18 protein-coding genes are annotated in these 21029 nt (G+C 70.3%); 4 read left to right on the plus strand and 14 right to left on the minus strand.

The features are described from left to right. Positions 1-19 precede the first annotated feature (19 nt). Together ACFYY2_RS28515 and ACFYY2_RS28520 are read right to left on the minus strand one after the other, a co-directional pair. On the minus strand, positions 20-181 hold the full coding sequence (locus tag ACFYY2_RS28515; RefSeq protein ID WP_388748217.1) for a hypothetical protein: 162 nt from the start codon (positions 179-181) through the stop codon (positions 20-22). Positions 182-265: 84 nt separating this feature from the next. Beyond that, positions 266-418 carry a hypothetical protein gene (locus ACFYY2_RS28520; protein ID WP_327118725.1) on the minus strand — a complete coding sequence of 51 codons (153 nt, stop codon included), beginning with the start codon at positions 416-418 and terminating at the stop codon, positions 266-268. Positions 419-528: 110 nt separating this feature from the next. Here ACFYY2_RS28520 and ACFYY2_RS28525 point away from each other — a divergent pair, with 110 nt between their 5' ends. Then, positions 529-1695 carry a M48 family metallopeptidase gene (locus tag ACFYY2_RS28525; protein ID WP_388748219.1) on the plus strand — a complete coding sequence of 389 codons (1167 nt, stop codon included), beginning with the start codon at positions 529-531 and terminating at the stop codon, positions 1693-1695. On the opposite strand, the gene ACFYY2_RS28530 is transcribed toward ACFYY2_RS28525, so the two are convergent. From ACFYY2_RS28530 to proB, 5 genes are all read right to left on the minus strand, one after another. Beyond that, on the minus strand, positions 1628-2749 hold the full coding sequence (locus tag ACFYY2_RS28530; protein ID WP_388748221.1) for a hypothetical protein: 1122 nt from the start codon (positions 2747-2749) through the stop codon (positions 1628-1630). The genes ACFYY2_RS28525 and ACFYY2_RS28530 overlap by 68 nt on opposite strands. 456 nt (positions 2750-3205) lie before the next feature. After that, on the minus strand, positions 3206-3811 hold the full coding sequence (locus tag ACFYY2_RS28535; RefSeq protein WP_388748223.1) for a hypothetical protein: 606 nt from the start codon (positions 3809-3811) through the stop codon (positions 3206-3208). Between the two features lie 76 nt (positions 3812-3887). Then, on the minus strand, positions 3888-5171 hold the full coding sequence (locus tag ACFYY2_RS28540) for a glutamate-5-semialdehyde dehydrogenase (protein ID WP_388748225.1): 1284 nt from the start codon (positions 5169-5171) through the stop codon (positions 3888-3890). Between the two features lie 97 nt (positions 5172-5268). Next, positions 5269-5754 carry a hypothetical protein gene (locus ACFYY2_RS28545; protein ID WP_388748227.1) on the minus strand — a complete coding sequence of 162 codons (486 nt, stop codon included), beginning with the start codon at positions 5752-5754 and terminating at the stop codon, positions 5269-5271. Between the two features lie 121 nt (positions 5755-5875). Continuing rightward, complete coding sequence (proB, locus tag ACFYY2_RS28550; RefSeq protein WP_388748352.1) at positions 5876-7003, minus strand: glutamate 5-kinase; 1128 nt, start codon at positions 7001-7003, stop codon at positions 5876-5878. A 274-nt stretch (positions 7004-7277) separates the two neighbouring features. On the opposite strand from proB, the gene ACFYY2_RS28555 reads away from it, so the two are divergent. Continuing rightward, a complete protein-coding gene (locus tag ACFYY2_RS28555) occupies positions 7278-8705 on the plus strand; it encodes a polysaccharide pyruvyl transferase family protein (RefSeq protein ID WP_388748228.1) in 1428 nt (475 codons plus the stop codon). Positions 8706-8793: 88 nt separating this feature from the next. Here ACFYY2_RS28555 and ACFYY2_RS28560 read toward each other — a convergent pair whose 3' ends face one another. Beyond that, positions 8794-10164 (minus strand): acyltransferase family protein, encoded by a 1371-nt coding sequence (locus ACFYY2_RS28560; RefSeq protein ID WP_388748230.1) that lies wholly within the window; start codon positions 10162-10164, stop codon positions 8794-8796. Positions 10165-10391: 227 nt separating this feature from the next. On the opposite strand from ACFYY2_RS28560, the gene ACFYY2_RS28565 reads away from it, so the two are divergent. Beyond that, positions 10392-12419 (plus strand): glycosyltransferase family 2 protein, encoded by a 2028-nt coding sequence (locus ACFYY2_RS28565; protein ID WP_388748232.1) that lies wholly within the window; start codon positions 10392-10394, stop codon positions 12417-12419. 56 nt (positions 12420-12475) lie between these two features. After that, on the plus strand, positions 12476-13075 hold the full coding sequence (rfbC, locus tag ACFYY2_RS28570) for a dTDP-4-dehydrorhamnose 3,5-epimerase (protein WP_388748234.1): 600 nt from the start codon (positions 12476-12478) through the stop codon (positions 13073-13075). A 79-nt stretch (positions 13076-13154) separates the two neighbouring features. Here rfbC and ACFYY2_RS28575 read toward each other — a convergent pair whose 3' ends face one another. The 6 genes from ACFYY2_RS28575 to ACFYY2_RS28600 all read right to left on the minus strand — a co-directional run bounded on the left by ACFYY2_RS28575 (position 13155) and on the right by ACFYY2_RS28600 (position 21003). Beyond that, positions 13155-13949, minus strand: coding sequence for a class I SAM-dependent methyltransferase (locus ACFYY2_RS28575; RefSeq protein ID WP_388748236.1), 795 nt, complete (start codon positions 13947-13949; stop codon positions 13155-13157). Positions 13950-14137: 188 nt separating this feature from the next. Further along, entirely contained in the window at positions 14138-15055 is a 918-nt protein-coding gene (gene rfbD, locus ACFYY2_RS28580) for a dTDP-4-dehydrorhamnose reductase (RefSeq protein WP_388748238.1), read from the minus strand. After that, positions 15019-16005, minus strand: a complete 987-nt coding sequence (gene rfbB, locus ACFYY2_RS28585) for a dTDP-glucose 4,6-dehydratase (protein WP_388748240.1) — start codon at positions 16003-16005, stop codon at positions 15019-15021. Before rfbB ends, rfbD begins: the two co-directional genes overlap by 37 nt. Further along, positions 16002-17069, minus strand: a complete 1068-nt coding sequence (locus tag ACFYY2_RS28590; protein ID WP_388748242.1) for a glucose-1-phosphate thymidylyltransferase — start codon at positions 17067-17069, stop codon at positions 16002-16004. The genes rfbB and ACFYY2_RS28590 overlap by 4 nt, the downstream gene beginning before the upstream one ends. Before the next feature lie 188 nt (positions 17070-17257). Then, the gene (locus ACFYY2_RS28595; protein WP_388748244.1) at positions 17258-18502 is read right to left on the minus strand and encodes a glycosyltransferase family 2 protein; all 1245 of its coding nucleotides are present in this window, start codon (positions 18500-18502) and stop codon (positions 17258-17260) included. 305 nt (positions 18503-18807) lie between these two features. Then, positions 18808-21003, minus strand: a complete 2196-nt coding sequence (locus tag ACFYY2_RS28600) for a hypothetical protein (RefSeq protein WP_388748246.1) — start codon at positions 21001-21003, stop codon at positions 18808-18810. Between the last annotated feature and the right edge of the window lie 26 nt (positions 21004-21029).

Genomic DNA, 21029 nt, shown 5'->3' on the forward strand with positions numbered 1-21029 from the left:
CAGCTGTTCGCCCTCTGCCTCAGCGGTCCCGGTTGAAGCGCGTGGTGACCCAGAGCAGGAGCAGCAGCACGACGAGCGCGCCGCCACCGGTGAGGTACGGGCTGAGGCTTTCGTGGTTCCCACCGTGCTCACCTTCGGAGGCGAGGTTGACCAGCTGGTGCGCGGTGCTCGTGAGGCTCATCTTCTGCAGGACCTATCCATCGGGGATCTGGAGGGAGACGTCGCGCACATCGTATGCGTGCGCCGCGGGCACGCTCACGCCGACTCAGTCGTTGTTGTCGTCGTTGCGGTATCCGCGCAGCAGGAACCAGCCGAGCAGAGCGGCTCCCACGAGCGAGACGAGGAGCACGACGCGGAGCGTGTCGCCCGGCCCCTGGTCCTCGGACACGGCGGCGAGCAGTACTGCGATGTGCGGCATTCCGGGCGCTCCTCAAAGTTATCCACAGCCCCCCGCACACCGTAGCGCCAGCACATACGCTGGCTCTTGTCAGGGGGACGAGCGACGTCTCGTACGAACAGGGGGCATCCATGACCGACACCGGCCACGAGGGCGTGCCGAGCAGGCAGCGCAAGCGATTCCCGGGCATCTCGTCCCGGGCGTACGAACACCCGGCGGACCGCTCGGCCCTGGTGGCCCTGCGGAAGCTGACCGGCTTCGACACCGTCTTCAAGGCGCTGAGCGGCCTGCTCCCCGAGCGGAGCCTGCGACTCCTCTTCCTGTCGGACTCCGTCCGGGTGAGTGACGCACAGTTCGCGCATCTCAACGACATGCTGCGGGACGCCTGTTACATCCTGGACCTGAAGAAGGTCCCGCCGATGTACGTCACGCAGGACCCGAAGCCCAATGCCATGTGCATCGGTCTCGACGAGCCGATCATCGTGGTGACGACGGGGCTGGTGGAGCTGCTCGACGAGGAGGAGATGCGCGCCGTCGTGGGCCACGAGACGGGCCACGCCCTCTCGGGTCACTCGGTGTACCGGACGATATTGCTCTTCCTCACCGGTCTCGCGGTCAAGGTGGCGTGGATCCCCCTGGGCAACGTGGCGATCATGGCGATCGTGACGGCGCTGCGCGAGTGGTTCCGGAAGTCGGAGCTGTCCGCCGACCGGGCCGGGCTGCTTGTGGGCCAGGACCTGCGCGCGTCGATGCGCGGTCTGATGAAGATCGCGGGTGGCAACCACCTCCACGAGATGAACGTGGACGCGTTCCTCGCCCAGGCCGACGAGTACGAGAAGGGCGGGGATCTCCGCGACTCCGTGCTCAAGATCCTCAACGTGCTGCCCCGGACACACCCGTTCACCACGGTGCGCGCGGCCGAGCTGAAGAAGTGGTCGGAGTCCCGGGACTACCAACGCCTCATGGACGGCCACTACCCGCGGCGCGACGAGGACAAGGACACTTCGGTGACGGACTCCTTCCGGGAGTCGGCGGCCCACTACGCGGACACGGTGCGCACGAGCAAGGACCCGCTGATGAAGCTCGTCGGTGACATCGCGGGCGGCGCCGGCGACCTCGGCGGCAAGCTGCGGGACAGGTTCACCGGGGCGGGCGGCGGCGCGGCGTCAGGGGGCGGCGCCACGGGCAAGGGCGGCGCGACCGCCACGGACAGCAGGACCGGGACGGACGCTACGGACGGTTCGGAGGAGACTTGGCGGCGTCCGGGCCCCGAGGAGGGGCCGGAGGCTGGGAGCTGACCGTCAGGGTGCCGCAGAGGGCCGCTGTGGGCACGCCCGTGGCGTAGGGATCGGTGCCGGCCGGGCCCCGGGTGTCCGCCCGCTCGCCCGCGAGCAGCGGGCGGAGGACGGCCGCCATGTCGGCGGAGCAGGACTGCGGGCCTGCCTGGACGTAGGCGCTGCGGACCTCCAGCCGGTGGAGCCGGATGTCCTCGCGGTCGAGAAGGAAGCGCAGCACACGGCGCACGGTGAACAGCGAGGCCGCGTCGGCCCGGTGGGGTCCGGACACGGCGGGCCGCAGTGTGTACGTGAAGGTGTGGTCGGACACGACCTCCAGCGTGTCAGCCCCCGCCTCCGCGTAGGTGAAGGTGCCCTGGACCCTGATCTCGGGGTCGGCCAGTTCGACCTGGGCCGGGTCGAAACGCACCAGCCAGCCGGTCGCCAGGTGCTCGCCGTCGGCGGACGGCGAGCCCACGCTCCGGTCGAACTGTGCCGTCTGGTCCGGGTCGAGGAGACGCCCGACCGGCCGGACGACTCCTCCGGTGAGCACGTCGGGGTCCAGCGCCGATGCCACCAGGTAGTCCTTGACCGTGGTGAGGCCCATGGTCACCTGGCTGTCCGAGAAGTTCTTGGTCCTCCGTACGGCCGGAAGGTTGATGCCCGAGGCGCCGGTGCGGAATCCGGCGGCCGGGCCGTCGTCCAGGAGGGACTCCGGTGTTCCCGCGGGCACCGGTCCCCGGGGGGCGAGCGGGACGACGGTCGTGCGCAGCGATTCGGCACGCCGGCCGGCGGGAGCGGGGTAGGGGTTGCGGAAGCCCATGTAGACGGCGGTGGCGAACGCCAGGGCGATCAGCACGACGAGGGCTATGCCGGCCTTGGAGCGGTGCCGGCGGGCGCCCCTGCCGGGGAGGGAACGCACGGCGCGGGCAGGTTCGCCCATGCGTTCCCTGGCGGAGAACTCCTGCAGCCGGGCGGCGCGCACAAACGATTCGTCGAAGACGAGGGAGCGGTACTCGTCCTCCCCTCCCGAAGGGTTCTCTGGCGTCCCTTCCGGCGGTTCTCCGCGGCCTGCCATGACTCCTCCCGATCTCCGCGCGCCGCCGGTGAGGGCGGGCGCTGGGATCCGCCTCAGCCAGGCGGCTGCCGGCGGACCTGTCCGTCACGGGTTCGGCATCAGGCCCTCACCCCGGAGACGGGGACGGGAGGAGGGGTCACAGGGTCGTACCTTCAGACTGGGTCGATCGTCATCACGGTAAACGCCGTGCAGGTGGGAGCGCAGTCGGAAGCCCGGCCGGTTCGCCGGCGGACCGGGCCCGCGCGGCCTTCCCGACCAGGCCTCATCGCGCGGCCGTGCCTCTGCGTCCGTACGGGTGTCGCTCGCGGGCGCAGGAGGCTCCCGGCCGCGGGGCCCCACCCGCCCGTTACTCCATCCGGGTCCCCCACCCGTCCCGGGCGTCTCGGCCACCCGCCCCGCATCCGGCCCGGCCCGCGACTCCGTGCCCCCTGCCGCCACGTGCGGCGCCGACGGAGCTCAGGGCGTGCGCGGGACCGCGGAGACGGCCGGGCGGGAGTGGTCGGCGGAGAGCGAGGGAACCGGGCCCGGTTTGTCCACGCCGCTCGTGGCCGGACGCGGCGTCTGTTCCTGCCGGTTGTTCGCCGCGCCGCGGTAGACGGCGCTGAGGGCCAGCGCCACCATCCCGATGGCTATGAGCACGGCGAGCAGCCAGGCGATCGGCCGGTGCCAGTGTGCCGTGCCGCGGTAGGGGCGCAGAGCGCCGCCGTCGGGCCCGTAGGGGTCGGAGGCGCCTGCGTGTGCGCCGTCGGGGTCGTCAGGGTCCCAGAAGCCACCGCGAGCCCTCTGGCGGCCGTAGGCGCCGTCGGGGCCGTATCCGTCGGGGCCGTAGGAGTCGTCGTCGTCCCGGGAACCGCGACGGAAGCGTGCCCTGCTCGCCTCCGCCTCGGCACGGGCCTCCGCGGCGGCGAGGAGACGCTCCACCGCGCTGGGTTCGTGGATCTCGGCGGACCGCACGAAGTCCTCGTCGAACACCACGGAGGCGAAGTCCTCGTCCGCGCCCCCGCGGTCGTCGTCGGGCTCCCGGCCGTCCTGGAACGGCCCGCCCCCCACGTCGTCCGGCACGGATTCAGCGTAGCCCCCGACAGGGCGATCCGGGCAGGGAGCGCACGGAATCGCCCGCCCCGCGGTGGTTGCCCGGCTAACGGATGTGGCCGTCCCCGGTGACGATGTACTTCGTCGACGTCAGCTCCGGAAGCCCCATCGGGCCCCGGGCGTGGAGCTTCTGGGTGGAGATGCCGATCTCGGCCCCGAAGCCGAACTGGCCGCCGTCGGTGAACCGCGTGGAGGCGTTCACGGCGACCGTCGTGGAGTCGACCAGCTGGGTGAACCGGCGGGCCGCGGCCTGCGACGTGGTCACGATCGCCTCCGTGTGGCCGGAGGACCAGAGCCTGATGTGCGCCACGGCCCCTTCCAGCGACTCGACGACGGCGGCCGCGATGTCGTACGAGAGGTACTCGGTCTCCCAGTCCTCGGGCGTCGCCGCCACCACCGTCGCCTTCGACCCCTCGGCGTACGACAGGACCCGCTCGTCGCCGTGCACCGTCACACCGGCGTCGGCCAGGGCGTCGAGGGCCAGGGGCAGGAACTCGGCGGCGATGTCCTTGTGGACCAGGAGGGTCTCGGCGGAGTTGCAGACGCTCGGGCGCTGCGCCTTGGAGTTGACCAGGATGTCGACGGCCATGCCGAGATCGGTCTGCGCGTCCACGTAGACGTGGCAGTTGCCCGTACCGGTCTCGATGACGGGGACGGTCGACTCCTCCACGACCGTCCGGATGAGGGACGCCCCGCCGCGCGGGATCAGCACGTCGACCAGACCGCGGGCCCGCATCAGTTCGCGCACCGAGTCACGGTTCTCCCCGGGCACCAGCTGCACCGCGTCCGCCGGGAGACCGGAGCCGCCCACCGCGTCACGGAGGACCCGCACGAGAGCGGTGTTCGAGGCGTACGCCGACGAAGAGCCGCGCAGCAGCACCGCGTTGCCCGACTTGAGGCAGAGAGCGGCGGCGTCGACCGTCACGTTGGGGCGGGCCTCGTAGATGATGCCGACCACCCCGAGCGGTACCCGGACCTGGCGGAGGTCGATGCCGTTCGGAAGGGTGGAGCCGCGGACCACTTCACCGATCGGGTCGGGCAGGGCGGCCACGTCCCGGGCGTCGGCGGCGATGGCACGGATCCGCTCCGGGGTGAGCGTCAGCCGGTCGACGACGGACTCGCTCGTCCCGGCTTCACGGGCCCGCGCGACGTCCTCGGCGTTGGCCTCGATGATCTCGCCGGTGCGCACCTCGAGGGCGTCCGCGATCGCCAGAAGGGCGTCGTCCTTCGCCGCGCGCGGGAGTGGCGCGATGTCGTCGGCGGCGGCGCGTGCCCGGTAGGCGGCCTGGGCGACCGGGGACATGTTGTCGTACGGCGAAAGCGTGGTCATGCCCGCAGGGTAGTGCGCCCGCTGCGGGCATCCGTCACATATCCCGTGATGCGAGACGGGCCTGGCGGCGCCTGTGCACCCGGTCCGGTACGCCCGGTCAGTACGGGTGCACCCCGACCGGGGCCGCCGGTGGCGGACCGTAGCCCTCGGCGATGCGCAGGTGGTACGTCTGCCGGTCGATGACTTCGAGGCCGACGATCTCCCAGGGGGGCAGCCGGGCGCTCGACCGGTGCTCCCCCCACAGCCGCAGGGCCACCGCCGCCGCGTCGTGCAGGTCCCGGGCCTCTTCCCAGTAGCGGATCTCGGCGTGGTCGTTGGCGTACCGGCTGGTCAGCAGAAAGGGGTGGTCGTGCGCCAGCTGTTCGAGCCCGCGTCTGACCTCGCTCAGCGGCGTCTCGCCGCCGGAGACGCTGAGGGTGATGTGCCAGAGCCTGGAGCGGGTCAGTTCCTCGTCCGTCGCCCCCGGTTCCCGCTCGGTTGCCTGGTCGTCGGAGGCGTCGACGAAGTCGGCCCCCGCTCCGACGCTGGTCAGGGCGCGGCTGCCCGTTCCGCGGGGCGGCGCCCCGGGGCGCGCTCGTCTCACCGGCGGCCTCCTGTGCTTGCGTAGCTGTGCTGACCCCTCTGTGTCCCCGAGACAAAGTTGACCAGCCCGGAGCGGGGCGTGGGGCGGTTTTCGTGAAGGTCTCCGCCCGATGACCGGAGTTTCAGCCGTTTCGGGGGGCCGGGTGGGGCGTGAGGACGACGAGATCGTCCCTGTGTACGACCTCGCGTTCGTAGGCGGGTCCCAGGTCGCGCGCGAGGTCGCGGGTGGACCTGCCGAGGAGCTGGGGGATCTCCTTGGCGTCGAAGTTGACGAGTCCGCGGGCGACCGCGTGGCCGGCGGGGTCCCGCAGTTCGACCGGGTCACCGGCGGAGAACTCCCCCTCCACCGCGCTGATCCCGGCGGGCAGCAGGGACGTGCGGCGCTCGACGACGGCACGCACCGCCCCTTCGTCGAGGGTCAGGGCGCCCCGGGGCGTCGAGGCGTGGGCCAGCCAGAGGAGCCGGTCGGCCGAACGGCGTCCCGTGCGGTGGAAGTGTGTGCCGGTGTCCCGTCCCGAGAGGGCGTCCGCCACCCGGCTGGCGGATGTGAGGACCACCGGAATTCCGGCGGCGGTCGCGATCCGGGCGGCTTCGACCTTGGTGACCATGCCCCCGGTGCCGACGCCGGCCTTGCCTGCGCTGCCGATGACGACGCCCTCCAGGTCGGCGGGTCCGCCGACCTCGGTGATGCGCGTCGTTCCGGGCGTGCTCGGGTCACCGTCGTAGAGACCGTCCACGTCGGACAGGAGGACGAGGAGATCGGCGTGCACGAGATGGGCGACGAGGGCCGCGAGCCGGTCGTTGTCGCCGAACCGGATCTCGTCCGTGGCCACCGTGTCGTTCTCGTTGACGACGGGGAGGGCGCCCATCTCGAGGAGTTGGTCGAGCGTGCTGTAGGCGTTGCGGTAGTGCGCCCGCCGGCTGGTGTCGTCGGAGGTGAGCAGCACCTGGCCCACCCGGATGCCGTAACGGGCGAAGGAAGCGGTGTAGCGCGCCACGAGCAGCCCCTGGCCGACGCTGGCGGCGGCCTGCTGGCGCGCCAGGTCCTTGGGTCTGCGGACGAGTCCGAGGGGCGCGAGGCCCGCCGCGATGGCGCCGCTGGAGACGAGGACGATCTCCCGTTCCCCGCCGCTCCTGACCTTGGAGAGGGCGTCGACCAGTGCGTCGACCCGGTCGGCGTCGAGGCCTCCCGCGGCGGTGGTCAGCGAGGAGGACCCCACCTTGACGACGATCCGGCGGGCACCGGTCACGTCCGGCCTGAGCCCGGCCTCGTCCTCCGGGGGTGTGCCGAGTGCGCCTTCGGAATCCCTTGCCCCTGACACGTACGCCTGTCCCCATCACGTCGTCCTGCGCGGTTCCCCTCAATCTACGCGAGGGGCCCGCACCGCACCGAGCCGTCTCAACTGCTGACGCGATACGGGGGCCGCTCCGCGGACGAGTCGCCCCGGCGTTCGTTCCGACATGCCCACGAATGGAGTCATTTACGTAATCTCCACAGGCCGTTCATCGGGCTACCCTCATTAAGTGACTGATGAACCCACCCGCCAACGACGCATTCTTCTCCGATCAGGCAAAAGCCCCTTCGATGTGGACACGCTCGAACAATCGCTCCACAGAGATGTTTTCGCCACGAACGCGGGCAACCTGATCTTCAGCGACGCGTCGCACAAGATCCTCACGACTCCACGGGCTGAGGTCTTCTCCAACGGCATCCGCACGGATCCGTCGGCGGCCGGCCGCATAAACGAGGAGTTCGACGTATTCGTCGTGCCATTGGCGAACGCGTTCCGTCCGACCTTCGAGCGGCCCCTGAAGCGAATGACGCAGCTGATCAAGAAGCTGCGCATTCCCGTCGTCGTCCTCGGTGTGGGCGCGCAGGCCGACCTCAAGTACGACGCGGCCAGGCTGAAGCCGATGGAGCCGACGGTCAGGGAATTCGTCACCGAGGTGCTCAACCGCAGCGCGTCCATCGGCGTGCGGGGTGAGTTCACCGAGCAGTACCTGAAGAACATGGGCTTCCGGGACGTCGAGGTCATCGGCTGTCCCTCCATGTTCATGAACGGCGAGACCTTCACGCTGGAGAAGAAGTCCGAGACGCTCACCGCGGAATCCCGCATCTCGGTGAACGGCTCGCACAGCGCCGTACGGTCCCACGGCCTCGACGCGATCATCCGTCAGGCCCACCAGCGCTATCCGAATCTGCGGTTCGTCGGGCAGAACCTCCTGGAGGCCCAGCTGCTCCACTGGCGGGAGACGTCGAACCCGATCGGCGCCCAGACCTCGATGCCGACCCACCCGTCCCACCCGATGTACCGCGAGGGGAAGGTCCGGCTCTACATCGACCCGGCCACGTGGATCGAGGAGCTGCGCGCGTTCGACTTCTCGTTCGGCTCCCGCATCCACGGCAACATCGCCGCGCTGCTGGCCGGCGTCCCGAGCACCGTGCTCTGCAGCGACTCGCGGACCCTGGAGCTGTGCCGTTACTTCGGCATCCCGCACCGCAAGATCTCCGAGACGCCGAAGAACGTCGACCCCGCCGAGCTGTACGAGGCGGCCGACTTCGGCGAGCTGGTGAACGGCCACAAGGAGCGGTTCCTCCGGTTCACCGGCTTCATGGAGAAGAACGGCCTGGAGAACACCTTCCACCACGGCGACGGCGGCAAGGCGTTCGACGCACTGCTCGCCAAGCGCGTCCTGCCGCCCGCCGTCCGCCCGTGGACCGACACCGACACGGAGGCGATGAGCAGCCGCTTCAGTTTCATGCAGAGCCGTATGGCCGAACTCTCCGAGCAGAACGCCCTGCTGCTCAGCCAGCTCGAGGGGAAGACCGGCCGTCCGGTCAACATCAAGCTCCAGGCCGGCGACGGAGCGACGGCGTGGCCGTCCGCCTACCGGCGTGCCCGCCGCGTGGTGGGGCGCCCGGTCCGGAGGCTTCTGCGCCCGGAGCAGTGACGGGCGGGACCGCCCGGCCGTCGTCCCGGCCCGCCGTCGGTGTCCCGACGGTGTGCGGCGCGGCGGGCCGGCCGGACGGGGCACATCCCTACCGGGCCGCGCCCGCCCGCTCTCCGCTCGCCGGGACCGCGTCGGCGGCTCCGGGAGCGAGGCCGTCCGGAGCGGCCCCGGGGCCGTGTGTTCCGGGCGCCGCCGCGCGGTCCGCACCGCCGGCCTCCGCCGCCGGGCGGGTCGCGCGGGGCGACCCCAGGTCCTTGAGGCGCATCGCGGGACGCTCCACCAGGTGCCATGAGAGGACCGCGGCGGCCAGGGCGCCTGCGAGGGACATCGCCAGATACGGCCAGAAGCCCCAGCGGGTGAATCCGACCGCGACCAGGGACTGCTGGACGACGAAGCCGTAGATGTACATGCCGTACGAGTAGTCGTGCCGGGCGCCGATCCGCCGGAATGGTGCGGGCAGGCGGATGGCGAGCCACAGCAGCAGGTAGGCGAAGGCCGGGAGCCCGACGACGAAGAAGTACCCGAAGCGGAGACTTCCGAGGAACACCAGCCCGGACACCACGCCCAGATGATCACTGACCGGAATGCGTTCGCGGTAGAGCTCGATCGCGGCTCCCAGAGCGAAGGCGAAACCGAGGTAGAGGACGACGTCCGGGTCGAAGCGTCCGGTGACCTGGAAGAACTCGATGCTCGCGTGGTAGTTCGAGTCGTCGAAACCCGACCAGAACGGCACGTCCAGCGCGTCCCGCACGATCAGCAGCCCCATGACTCCGACGATCAGCAGCACGAGCCGGCGGGCCCTCGCGAGCGCGCCCGTCAGGGCGAGCAGGGCCACTCCGAAGTAGCAGAGCACCTCGTAGCGCAGCGACCACAGGGCCGCATCGATGCTGGGACTGTGCGCGAGGCCCGACTCGCCCGCGGTGGCCACCACGTCGGACACGTCGTTCTGCCGGGGTGCGACGGCCCAGTTGGACGTCATGTAGCTCCACGGCCCCTCGGAGTGGCCCCAGAAGCCTCCCAGGCCGCCCTGCTGCCGCCAGTACAGGAAGGGAGCGACCACGAAGGCGGTCACCGCGAGGCAGACCCACAGTCCCGGCAGCAGCCTCAGTGCGCGGTGCCACAGGAAGCGCCCGAGGGGCAGCCGCTTACCGCTGCGGGTGACGAGGATCCCCGACAGGACGAAGAAGCCGTAGACCGACATCTTGCCGAGGTCGGTCTGGCCGTGGCTGAAGTGGTGCCCGAACTCCTTGTCACCGAATCCGAGGATCCGCGCGTGGGAGACCACGACCGCGGAGGCCAGGGACAGCCGGAGGAAACCCAGGCTGTTGTTGCGGCCGGAGAAGAGTTCGGCGACCGAGCCGCGCGACCAGCGCACCTCACCCGCCCCGCTCGCATTGCGCCAAGAGATGGCGGCCTCCCGAATTCGGATCGATAGCACGCGCCGCAGCCCGATCGTCATGCGTATCGGAAGGGCGAGGGGCGGGCGGCCCGGACGGGCCGGGCGTGACGGGCCGCCTGCCTCGGGCCGGCGACCCTGGAACCTTACCCTCTGTCCAGGGACCCGAACTGTTCGATCCGTGCAAGCGCTAGAGTGCAGGGCGGGCGGCGGCCCCCCGTGCTTCGAAGTCGACTGCCGGTCCGAACCCCCACCTTGTCGTCCATGGTTCTCAGAGATGGGGCACAGTCGTGTCAGTCAAAGTGAGTGTCGTCATCCCGGTCTACAACCCGGGCAAGTACATCGATCCCTGCATCGACTCCCTGCTGCGTCAGACGCTTCCCGCGGAGGAATTCGAGGTCCTCTTCGTCAACGACGGGTCGACGGACGACACGCGCGAACGGCTGGAGAAGCTGGCCACCCAGCACTCGCATTTCCGCGTGATCACCATTCCGAATTCGGGCTGGCCGGGGAAGCCGCGCAACATCGGGGTCGCGGAGGCCGCCGGCGAGTACGTCCAGTTCGTGGACCAGGACGACTACCTCGCCCCCGAGGCGCTGCAGCGCCTGTACGCGATGGGTGAGCGGAACGGCTCGGACATCGTCATCGGCAAGGTGGCCAGCAATTTCCGCGGCGTCCCGCACGGTGTCTTCAAGAAGTCGCGCGAGAAGTGCACCCTGCGCGACGCACCGCTGTACGACAGCCTGACCCCGCACAAGATGTTCCGCACGGAGTTCCTCCGCGAGAACGGGATCGCCTACCCGGAGGGGAAGCGGCGTCTCGAGGACCAGCTCTACATGATGCAGGCCTACTTCCCCGCGAAGGTCGTCTCCATCCTCGGGACCTACACCTGCTATTACTACTCCAAGCGCGACGACGGAAAGAACGCCGGTTCGGCGAAGATCGTCCCGACCGGTTACTACGGAAACCTCCGCGAAGTACTCGACGTGGTCGTCGAGAACACCGAGCCCGGAGAATTCCGCGACCTCCTTCTCCGCCGCTTCTACCGCGTGGAGATGCTGAGCCGTCTCAGCGAACCCGCCGTCCTCAAGTACACGCCCGAGTTCCTCGACGAGATGTGCGACGCCGTCCGGGACGTGGCCGAGGACTTCATGGACGACGGTGTCCACGACGGGCTCGGCCCCGTCCAGCGGCTCCGGTCGACGCTGCTGCGCAACGACGACCGGCAGGGCCTGCTTCGGCTCGCCCGGTTCGCCGCGTCGGTCAAGGCGGCCGCACGGCTGGAGGAGTTCGCCTGGCAGCCCGACGGCACCATCTCCCTGGCCGTCACCGGCCGTCTCGTGCACGGCGAGGACCAGGCGCCCCTCCGGCTGCTGAAGCGCGACGGCCGTTACTACCTCCACCCCGACCACACGGACGGGCTGATGCCCGAGGGCGAGCTCCTCGACGTCACCGACGACATCGACGGGTACGCGGCGGAGATCTCGCTGCGCAGTCGCGACACGGCCGTCGAGTGGCCCTTCCCCGCGACGTTCACGACCGGTTTCAACGACCTCGGCGACGGCGTCTGCGAGGTCGTCCTGAGCGGCTCCGGCACCATCTCCTCGGAGCGCGTGAAGGGGCGCGGCCGGGTGTCGCGCGGATTCTGGGACGTGTGGGTCCCGCTGCGGGGCCTCGGGCTGGTGCGCAAGGCCAGGCTCGGTTCCGACCGTGCCGAGCAGGTGGACGCGGCCTGCATGCCCGCCTCGCTGGGCTCTCCGGCCCGGGCCGTCATCCCCTACTTCACCGAACCGCACGGCAACCTCACGCTCGACGTCGCCCGTCGCAGCAAGAGGCTGGCTCCGTACCTCGACGGCCGGCCCTCCCTGCTGGTGCCGTCCACCCGGCCCGAGCTCAGGCTGGACCTCTTCACCTCCACGGGCACCGCTCCCTCGACGGTGCAGCTGGTGCTGAGTTCGGGCTCCGCGTCGCACACCCTGCCCGCCGTGCTGCGGCCGGTGGAGGGGCGTGCCCACCTGCCGCTGCCCACCGAGGCGCCGAAGGTACCGGCCGGCTCCTGGAGCCTGTCCGTACGCCTGGACGGCGGGTCGTACGCCCCGCTGGCCCTCTTCGACGTCACCGTCGACGCGCGCGGGCGGATCGTGCTTCCCGCCGGGCTGCCCGAGGCCGATCCGGAGCTCACCCGCAGGGTGTCCGCGCAGCAGCGCAAGACGACCATTCGCCGGGCGCTGAGCAGGGTCGGCGGTCCGCTGGCCCGCAGGCTTCCCGGCGGGGCCCGCAAGCGCGCACGCCGGCTCGCCGCGCGGATCGTCGGCTGACCGCGCGCACGAGGCACGAGTACCAGCACCTTCACCAGCACAAGGACGTGATCGACATGCGGCAGCTCTCCATCTCCGGGGCCCTGGTCCACGAACCGAAGATCTTCCCGGACAGCCGCGGCAGTTTCCACGAGTGGTTCCAGGCGCCTTCCTTCGCCGAGGGCGTGGGCCACCGGCTGAGGCTCGAGCAGGCGAACTGCTCGGTCTCCAGCCGTGGCACGCTGCGCGGAATCCACTTCGCCGACGTACCCCCGAGCCAGGCCAAGTACGTCAAGTGCGTCCGCGGCGCCGTGCTCGACGTCATCGTGGACATCCGCGTCGGTTCACCGACGTACAAGCAGTGGGAAGCGGTGCGGCTCGACGACGTCGACCACCGGTCCGTGTATCTCGCGGAGGGCCTCGGCCACGCCTTCATGGCGCTGACCGACGACGCGACCGTCGTCTATCTGTGTTCGGAGGGGTACTCCCCCGGCCGCGAGCACGGCATCAACCCGCTCGACCCCGAGCTGGGCATCGAGTGGCCCGCCGACATCGCCCCGCTGCTCTCCGACAAGGACGCGGCGGCTCCGACGCTGGCCGAGGCCGAGGCGCAGGGCCTCCTGCCCTCCTACGAGGCCTGCGTGGCCCACTACGCCGACCTGGACGCCCGCGGCTGATCCCGCGGAAGGGCCGTGCAGTGCACGAAGCCCCCGGCCGTCCTCGACGGCCGGGGGCTTCGTGGTCCGCGGGGGCGGTTCAGGCCGTGATCCTCTCCACGCTCCTGCGCAGCGGGGAGAAGGCGGAACGGGGGCGCCGGAGGTTGCGCGCCCGCGCGAGGGCCGGCCAGAGGTCCAGACCGAGGAGTTCCTCCGGCTTGACCGCGTTCTTCCGCACGAGCACCTCGTCGGGCACGTTCTGCGGATCGGGTACGACGTACTCCTCGATGATCTCGTCATAGGCGTTCTTCAGCACCTGGCTCGCGGGATCGGCGCCGAGGACCACCAGGACCCCGGTCGGCTCGGTGTCCACCTCGATGACCAGCAGGTCGGGACGGAAGCGGCGCAGCACCTGGGCCACCTTGTAGACGTCGCCGGTCCAGAACTGGGTGTGGCGGTCCCTGGCGGCCTCGTCGACGTCGCGCGGGAGCATGTCGTCCAGGACGATCACGCTCGACCAGCGGGAGTGCCGCTCGACGTTCATGAAGTCGCGCAGGGCGTACTCGAAGAGGTGCATGCCGTCGATGAAGGAGAGTTCCAGCTTCGGGTCGGCACCGAGGAGGTTCAGCGGGTCCCGGCGGGCGAGGGCGCGGAACGGGTTCCGGCCGTTGCGCAGGTGCAGCAGCGGATCCTTGCGTGCGAAGAAGGCGTCGCTCGTGGCCCGCACGAGATGGACGTCGCAGCTGATGTCCGTCACCACGCGGAAGGCCGGGTCGACGGCGACGGAGGGCACCCGGGAAAGGGCCAGGCTCCGGCCGTCGTTGACGCCGATCTCCAGGTAGTTCCGGGGACGGTAGACACGGTGCAGAGACCGGAGGAACTCATGGCGGTTCACGTGGAGCAGCCCTTCGACAGGGACCAACTGGCCAGGTTTTGCAGCAAGCTATCCCATGAACGAGTCGTACGGGAGGCTTTGCGTACGACATCTCCGCGGCCTGCGGACGGTGGTCTCCGGATACGGCGACGGCCGGGTTCCTCCCCCTGGGAGGAACCCGGCCGTCGCACCTGTCGTACCGTCGGGCGTCAGGGCCGTTCCGCGGCGAGCAGCCCCGGGAACGCCTCCCCGAGGGCGGACCGCCAGTCGCGGACCGGGTCGATCCCGGCCGCCTTCCAGCGGTCGTGCCCCAGCACGCTGAACGAGGGCCGGGGCGCGGGCCGCACGAAGGCCTCGCTGGTCGTGGGGCGGACCCTTTCCGGATCCGCTCCCAGCAGCCGGAAGATCTCCCTGGTGAGTCCGAACCAGGTCGTGTCACCGGCACTGGTGCCGTGGTAGACACCGGCCGGCGCGGTGCCGGCGAGAGCGCCGAGCCCCAGCAGGACGAGCCGGTCGGCGAGGTCCACGGTCCAGGTCGGCTGTCCGCGCTGGTCGTCCACCACGTCGAGGGTGTCCTTGACACCCTCCAGCCTGATCATCGTCCGGACGAAGTTGCCGCCGCCCGCACCGTAGAGCCAGGCGGTCCTGACGACGTATCCGCTGTCGGGCAGGGTGTCCAGCACCGCACGCTCCCCGGCCAGCTTGGTGCGGCCGTACGCGCTCCGCGGTCCGGTGGGGGCGTCCTCCGGGTAGGGGTGGGCGGCGTCCCCGGCGAAGACGTAGTCCGTGGAGACCTGCAGGAGTGCGGCGCCGTACTCCCGGCAGGCGCCGGCGAGGACGGCGGGACCCTCGCCGTTGACGCGCAGCGCGGCGTCCTCGTCCGTCTCCGCGTCGTCGACGGCAGTCCAGGCGGCGCAGTTGACGACCACCGCGGGGCGGTGCTCCTCGAAGGCCGCACGTACCGAGGCGCGGTCCGCGATGTCCACGGCGTCCCGTCCCGCGGCCACCGCGGGGATGCCCGCGGCGGCGAGCCGGGCCAGGACGTCCTGGCCCAGCATCCCGGCTGCTCCGGTGACGAGCCAGACGGCACTCACAGCGCCGCCCGGTCCTTCAGCGGCTCCCACCATGCGCGGTTGTCGCGGTACCACTGCACGGTCTCGGCGAGGCCGGTCGCGAAGTCCTTGCGGGGCTCGTAACCGAGCTCCTCGCGGATCTTCGTGCAGTCGACCGAGTAGCGCCGGTCGTGGCCCTTGCGGTCCTCGACGTAGGTGACGCTGGTCTCCCAGTCGGCGCCGCAGGCTTCCAGGAGCAGACCGGTCAGCTCCTTGTTGGAGAGCTCGGTGCCGCCGCCGATGTTGTAGACCTCGCCGGCACGGCCCTTCGTGCGGACGAGCTCGATGCCCTGCACGTGGTCGTCGATGTGCAGCCAGTCGCGCACGTTGGCGCCGTCGCCGTACAGCGGCACCGTTCCGCCGTCCAGGAGGTTGGTGACGAAGAGCGGGATGACCTTCTCGGGGAAGTGGTGGTGCCCGTAGTTGTTGGAGCAGCGGGTCACCCGCACGTCGAGACCGTGGGTGCGGTGGTACGAGAGGGCGATCAGGTCGCTGGACGCCTTGGCCGAGGAGTACGGCGAGTTGGGCTCGAGCGGGTGGGTCTCGGGCCAGGAGCCCTCGTCGATCGACCCGTAGACCTCGTCCGTGGAGATGTGGACGAAGGTCTTGATGCCGGCCAGGTGCGCGGCGTGGATCAGCGTGTGCGTCCCGACGACGTTCGTGCGGACGAACTCGGCACCGCCGTCGATGGAACGGTCCACGTGGGACTCGGCCGCGAAGTGCACCACCTGGTCGTGCTGGGACATCAGCTTGCCGACCAGCTCGGCGTCGCAGATGTCGCCCTGCACGAAGGTGAAGCCCGGGTGGTCACGGACCTCGTCGAGGTTGGCCGGGTTGCCCGCGTACGTGAGCGCGTCGAGGACGGTGACGGCGACGTCGCCCGGCCCCTGGGGGCCCAGCACGGTACGGACGTAGTGGGAACCGATGAATCCGGCCCCGCCGGTCACCAGGATGTTCGTCGTCATGAGGAGATCTGCACCTTGCTGTGGTCGCCGAGCACGAGTCGGTGGGCTGACGGGTTGCGGGGCGCGGGAGTCACCTCGACGTCCCGGCCGATGAGCGAGGCCTCGACGCGGCGCACACCGGAGATGGACGCGCCGCGCAGGACGATGGAGTACTCGATCTCGCTGTCCTCGATGCGGCACCCCTCCGAGACCGAGGTGAAGGGGCCGACGTAGGAGTCGCTGATGACCGCGTCGGCCCCGATGATCACCGGGCCGACGATACGGCTGCTCGTGACGCGTGCCCCCGCCTCGATCCGCACCCGTCCGATGATCTCGCTGCTGTCGTCGACCGTCCCCTCCGTGGAGGGCTTCAGGGTCTCCAGGACGGAGCGGTTGACCTCCAGCATGTCGGTGACGTTGCCGGTGTCCTTCCAGTACCCGGAGATGGTCGTCGAGCGGACGTCGCGCTGCTGGTCGATCAGCCACTGGATGGCGTGGGTGATCTCCAGCTCGCCGCGCCAGGACGGCTCGATCGAACGCACGGCTTCGTGGACGGCCGGCGTGAAGAGGTAGACGCCGACGAGAGCCAGGTCGCTCTTCGGCTCCTTCGGCTTCTCCTCGAGGGAGGCCACCCGCCCGTCGGTGTCGAGTTCCGCGACGCCGAAGGCGGTCGGGTTGGGCACCTTCGTCAGCAGGATCTGCGCCTCGGGACGGTCCACGCGGAACTCTTCGACCAGTCCGGTGATGCCGCCGACGATGAAGTTGTCACCGAGGTACATGACGAAGTCGTCGTCCCCCAGGAAGTCGCGCGCGATGAGCACCGCGTGCGCGAGGCCCCGGGGCTCGTCCTGCGGGATGTACGTGACGTCGATCCCGAGAGCCGACCCGTCGCCGACGGCCTCGCGGATCTCCGCCGCGGTGTCGCCCACGATGATGCCGACGTCGGTGATCCCCGCCTCGGCGATGGCTTCGAGGCCGTAGAAGAGGACGGGCTTGTTCGCCACCGGGACCAACTGCTTGGCCGACGTGTGCGTGATGGGGCGAAGACGGGTGCCCGCCCCACCGGAGAGTACGAGAGCCTTCACGATGTCCCTGTCCCGATGATGATGATACGTAGATCCCTTGAGGGACCTTGAATATTGTGCGAGTTTATCTCCGAGTTCGCCGCCGCTCGGCCACCCCGCGCACCGCCGGACCTGAACGGCCACCCCGCGCGCCGCCGGACCTGAACGGCCGCCCGGCTGGGGCGGGCGGGCCACGACCGCGCCGGCCGTCAGCCGGTGCGCAGGCGGGCGCGCCAGCCGCGGAGCTCCCGGCGCAGCCGACGGACGACGCGCCGCAGCAGGGACGGCTGCTCCGGCGCCGGCCTGAGGATGCGCTTCGGCTTCGTCACCCGTTCGCCGCCGTGCCAGTCGGGGACGGTGACCTGGTAGTCGGCGTCCCGGAGTCCGGCCTCCGCGTCCCGGAAGTGGGGGTAGGCGAGGAAGAGCTTGTCGCCCTTGTCCGAGCGGACCAGCTCGGGGACCTCTCCGGCCCGGATGAAGGTCAGCACGTCGGTCAGCAGGTCGAGGCGCCCCTGGGCGACACAGGCGAGCCTCAGCCGCTCGGCGACCTTGATGCGCCGGGCCACACCGTTCGTCCAGTAATCGCGCATCAGCGGCGCCGCGAGCTCCAGCTTGTGGCGCTGCTCGTCCTCGGGCTGCTTCAGGAACCCCGGACCGAACTGCTGGAGCATTCCGACGGTGAACGGCCTGACCATGAGGTGGTCGCGTTTCGGACCGGCCGGCTCCAGCCTGTGGATGAGCGCCATCATGGCCGTCATCGAGTCGAAACGGAGGGTGTAACTGCCCCGCTTGGTGGCGTGCTTGCCGTCGTCACGGCCGACCAGGTGGTAACAGGTGTAGTCGGCGATGACGGAGACGCCCGCACCCCGCAGGTACGCCTCCATCGTGAAGAGGGCGTCCTCACCCGTTTCGAGTCCCTCGTCGAACCGCAGGCCGATGCGTTCGAGCAGTTCACGCCGGAAGAGCTTCTGCGCGCTGAGCGTGTAGATGACCTTGGACCGGTGCACGTCGACGCGCTCCTCGGTCCGCGCCCACATCGACTTGGGCGCCCCCCTGTTCACGCCGACGACCTTGCCCAGCACCACGTCGGTGCCGGCCCGGTCCCCCATCGCGACCATCCGCTCCAGGGCCTCTTCGCCGAAGTAGTCGTCCGCGTCCAGGAAGAAGACGTATCGCCCCCGCGCGAGCCCGAGACCGACGTTGCGGGGCCCGCTGGGGCCCCCTGAGTTCTCCTGGCGCACGACACGCATGTCGATCGCGGTCCGGGCCGCGAACTCCTCCAGGTACTCCCCCGTGCCGTCGGTCGACCCGTCGTCGACGGCCACGATCTCCATGCGCCCGGCCGGCAACGTCTGCGCTTCGACGGACTCGAGGCAGCGGACCAGGTACGGCATCGCTTCATAGGCACCGATGATCACGGTTACATCGGGTGCGGTGGTAGTGGTGCTGCCCATCTCTCCTCGGTTCACACATAAGCGTACCAATCAGGAGAAACGATGGAACGGTGATGTACGCCCCGTTCCAGGCACGGACACGCCGAACGGCCCGTACGTTCCCCTCCCCGAGGAGGAGACGGACGGGCCGTTCCATGGGTTGCGTCGCGAATCGGACGGATTTCGAACATCCGGAGGACGGCCGGAGCACACCTGGCCGTCATCTCCGGTCCGGCCGCCCGGTCACGTCCCCCGCCGGACCGGGCTGCCGGCGTCCCGGCGGACGCGCGGACCGCGCTCGGCGGACCGCACTCGGCGGACCTCGCTCAGCGGACCGCCGAGGGCCCCGCGCCGATGCCCGCATCGGCATCCGGTTCGGCGGGCACGTCCGGGTCGACCGCGGCATCGGCCTCGGCGACGGCCTCGGCCGTGCCGTCGCCCGCCCCGCTGGACTCCGCCTCGGCGTCGGGCAGGGGAGCCGGAGGCTGCTGCCCGCCCAGGCGCTGTGCGACCCCCGCGTTGCGGGCCTCGGCCTTGGCCGCGAGTGCCTGGACCGCGGCGTCGAACTGCTCCATGGAGGTCGGCTCGTCCGGGCCGAGCAGATAGGTCTTCAGCTCGTGGCGGGCCTCGGCCAGCGGGTCGGCCGCCGGGTCGGTGACGGCGGACAGCAGCTCGTCGATCTCCTTTGCGCTGTTGGAGAGGATCACGGCCGCCCGCACGGCGGTGTTCTGACGCTTGAACTCCTCCGCGCCGAGCTCCGCCGAGTCAGTGACCGCGTACGGCTTGCCGCTCGCGATGAAGTCGGACACCACGCTGGAGATGTCGGAGACCATGGCGTCGGACTCGTTGAAGCAGTCGTACAGCTTCGGCTGAGCACCGGTCACCGTCATGTGCTCCCACCAGCCGAGGGAACGCCAGTAGGCGTCGTTCCACTCGGTCCGCAGCGTGGAGATCTCGGCCTGCCGGGCCGGATCGGCGAGCGAGAGCCGGGACTCCTCCGACTCGTCGCCCCCCGCACGGCCCGGCTTCGAAAGCTCCGCCAGACGGGCCTCGATACGGACCAGTTCCGCCTTGGCGGCGCTGTGCCCGGCGGCGGCGGAGGAGGCCTCCTTCGCCCACCTGGGGTCGGCGGCGCGCTTCTGTGCGGCGGCCTCGATCAGGTTCCTGATCTTCGCGTCGACGGCCTTGGCCTTGGCGCTGCGGATGCCGGTGAAGGGGTGCGGCTTGTAGATGACCCGGACCGGGTTGTCCGCCTTCAGCAGCCGGCGGACGATCTTCTCACCGGCCAGCAGCAGTGAGGTGTTGCCGGGGTTGTCGTCCCAGCCCTCCCACGTGGGGGCGTACAGCACGGTCGGAACGGGGTTCTTCGCGGTGCCGGTCCAGCTCTTGATCGGCGCGAGCTGGGGGCGTCCCACCTCGACGATGTCCTCGTCGCGGACCCCGACGTCGGCCAGGGCGTAGCGGTCGCGGCCCGCGCGGCCGGCCGTCCACACCTCGTCGTACACCTTGGAGTACGGGTTGACGCTGGCCAGCTTGTCGCTGTCGCCGTGGCCGATGAAGACGTGCTTCATGGTCGGGACGCGCAGCATGTGGATGTTCTTGCCGACGTTCGCCGGATACAGGCAGACCCGGACGGAGGAGAGGTCCATGTTCATCAGGTGGGTGCCGCCGGGCACGCACACCACGGGCACGGACGTGTCCGCGAGCTGCGGGACGAGATTGCGCTCGCGCATGACGATCAGCGGGCGTCCCTCGACGGCGGCCATGGTGTCGAGCCACATGTTGCCCTGGTAGGCGGACTCGACGGAACCGGAGAAGTAGAGGACGACCGTCGGCTGGTACTCGCGGAGCCAGCCGTCGAGGGCCTTCAGCACCGCGGGGGCCGAGGGCGCCTGCCGCTTCTTCCGCAGATAGGGGACGAGCAGCGCGGTGTAGAGACCGGCGAGCAGCAGCGTGGCACCGGCACCGATGTACCCGATGAGGTCCTCGCCCGTGCCCGCCGCGATGAGGACACCGGTCACCGCGGGAAGGTCGAGGTGCAGCATCTTCTCGCTGGACCGGTGCAGCAGGGCGCGCGGCGGGGCGTCGGGGATGCGCACGGCGTGCAGATCCACGTTGCGGGTGACGATGGGCAGGCTGCGCCGCAGCCGGATGAGCGTCGTCAGGGCTCCGTGCGGGGCCTGGAGACCGTAGAAGAGCAGGAAGCAGGCGACCGCCGCGTAGAAGAGCGGCTCCTCGGCGAGGTCCAGCCGGGCCAGCAGGAGGATGATCATCAACTGGCGGAGGAGGAAGCGGATCGACAGGCCGGCCCGCACCTTCCCGAGCCTGTTGACCAGATAGCTGCCGCGCTGGTGCAGGTACCAGTCGGCGAGATAAGTGACAGCCGTGGCCGCCGCGAAGAACCAGATATCGGGGACAAGAGCGGCGATCATGACGCAGGGATAACCCAGCATCATCAGTATCGCTGCCGCCAGTTCTGACCGACTGCCCACACGGGCCAGGCGGATGGCTGTCGAAATCACGAAGAACCTGCTCCAGGGGGTGCCGG

Source organism: Streptomyces sp. NPDC001822, assembly GCF_042892135.1.
GTDB lineage: Bacteria > Actinomycetota > Actinomycetes > Streptomycetales > Streptomycetaceae > Streptomyces.

What these genes read in the sequence shown, in the direction of transcription:
- ACFYY2_RS28515 (WP_388748217.1), bottom strand. Translation starts at nt 181, where the DNA reads ATGAGCCTCACGAGCACCGCGCACCAGCTGGTCAACCTCGCCTCCGAA.
- ACFYY2_RS28520 (WP_327118725.1), bottom strand. Translation starts at nt 418, where the DNA reads ATGCCGCACATCGCAGTACTGCTCGCCGCCGTGTCCGAGGACCAGGGG.
- ACFYY2_RS28525 (WP_388748219.1), top strand. Translation starts at nt 529, where the DNA reads ATGACCGACACCGGCCACGAGGGCGTGCCGAGCAGGCAGCGCAAGCGA.
- ACFYY2_RS28530 (WP_388748221.1), bottom strand. Translation starts at nt 2,749, where the DNA reads ATGGCAGGCCGCGGAGAACCGCCGGAAGGGACGCCAGAGAACCCTTCG.
- ACFYY2_RS28540 (WP_388748225.1), bottom strand. Translation starts at nt 5,171, where the DNA reads ATGACCACGCTTTCGCCGTACGACAACATGTCCCCGGTCGCCCAGGCC.
- ACFYY2_RS28560 (WP_388748230.1), bottom strand. Translation starts at nt 10,164, where the DNA reads ATGACGATCGGGCTGCGGCGCGTGCTATCGATCCGAATTCGGGAGGCC.
- rfbC (WP_388748234.1), top strand. Translation starts at nt 12,476, where the DNA reads ATGCGGCAGCTCTCCATCTCCGGGGCCCTGGTCCACGAACCGAAGATC.
- rfbD (WP_388748238.1), bottom strand. Translation starts at nt 15,055, where the DNA reads ATGGTGGGAGCCGCTGAAGGACCGGGCGGCGCTGTGAGTGCCGTCTGG.
- rfbB (WP_388748240.1), bottom strand. Translation starts at nt 16,005, where the DNA reads ATGACGACGAACATCCTGGTGACCGGCGGGGCCGGATTCATCGGTTCC.
- ACFYY2_RS28595 (WP_388748244.1), bottom strand. Translation starts at nt 18,502, where the DNA reads ATGGGCAGCACCACTACCACCGCACCCGATGTAACCGTGATCATCGGT.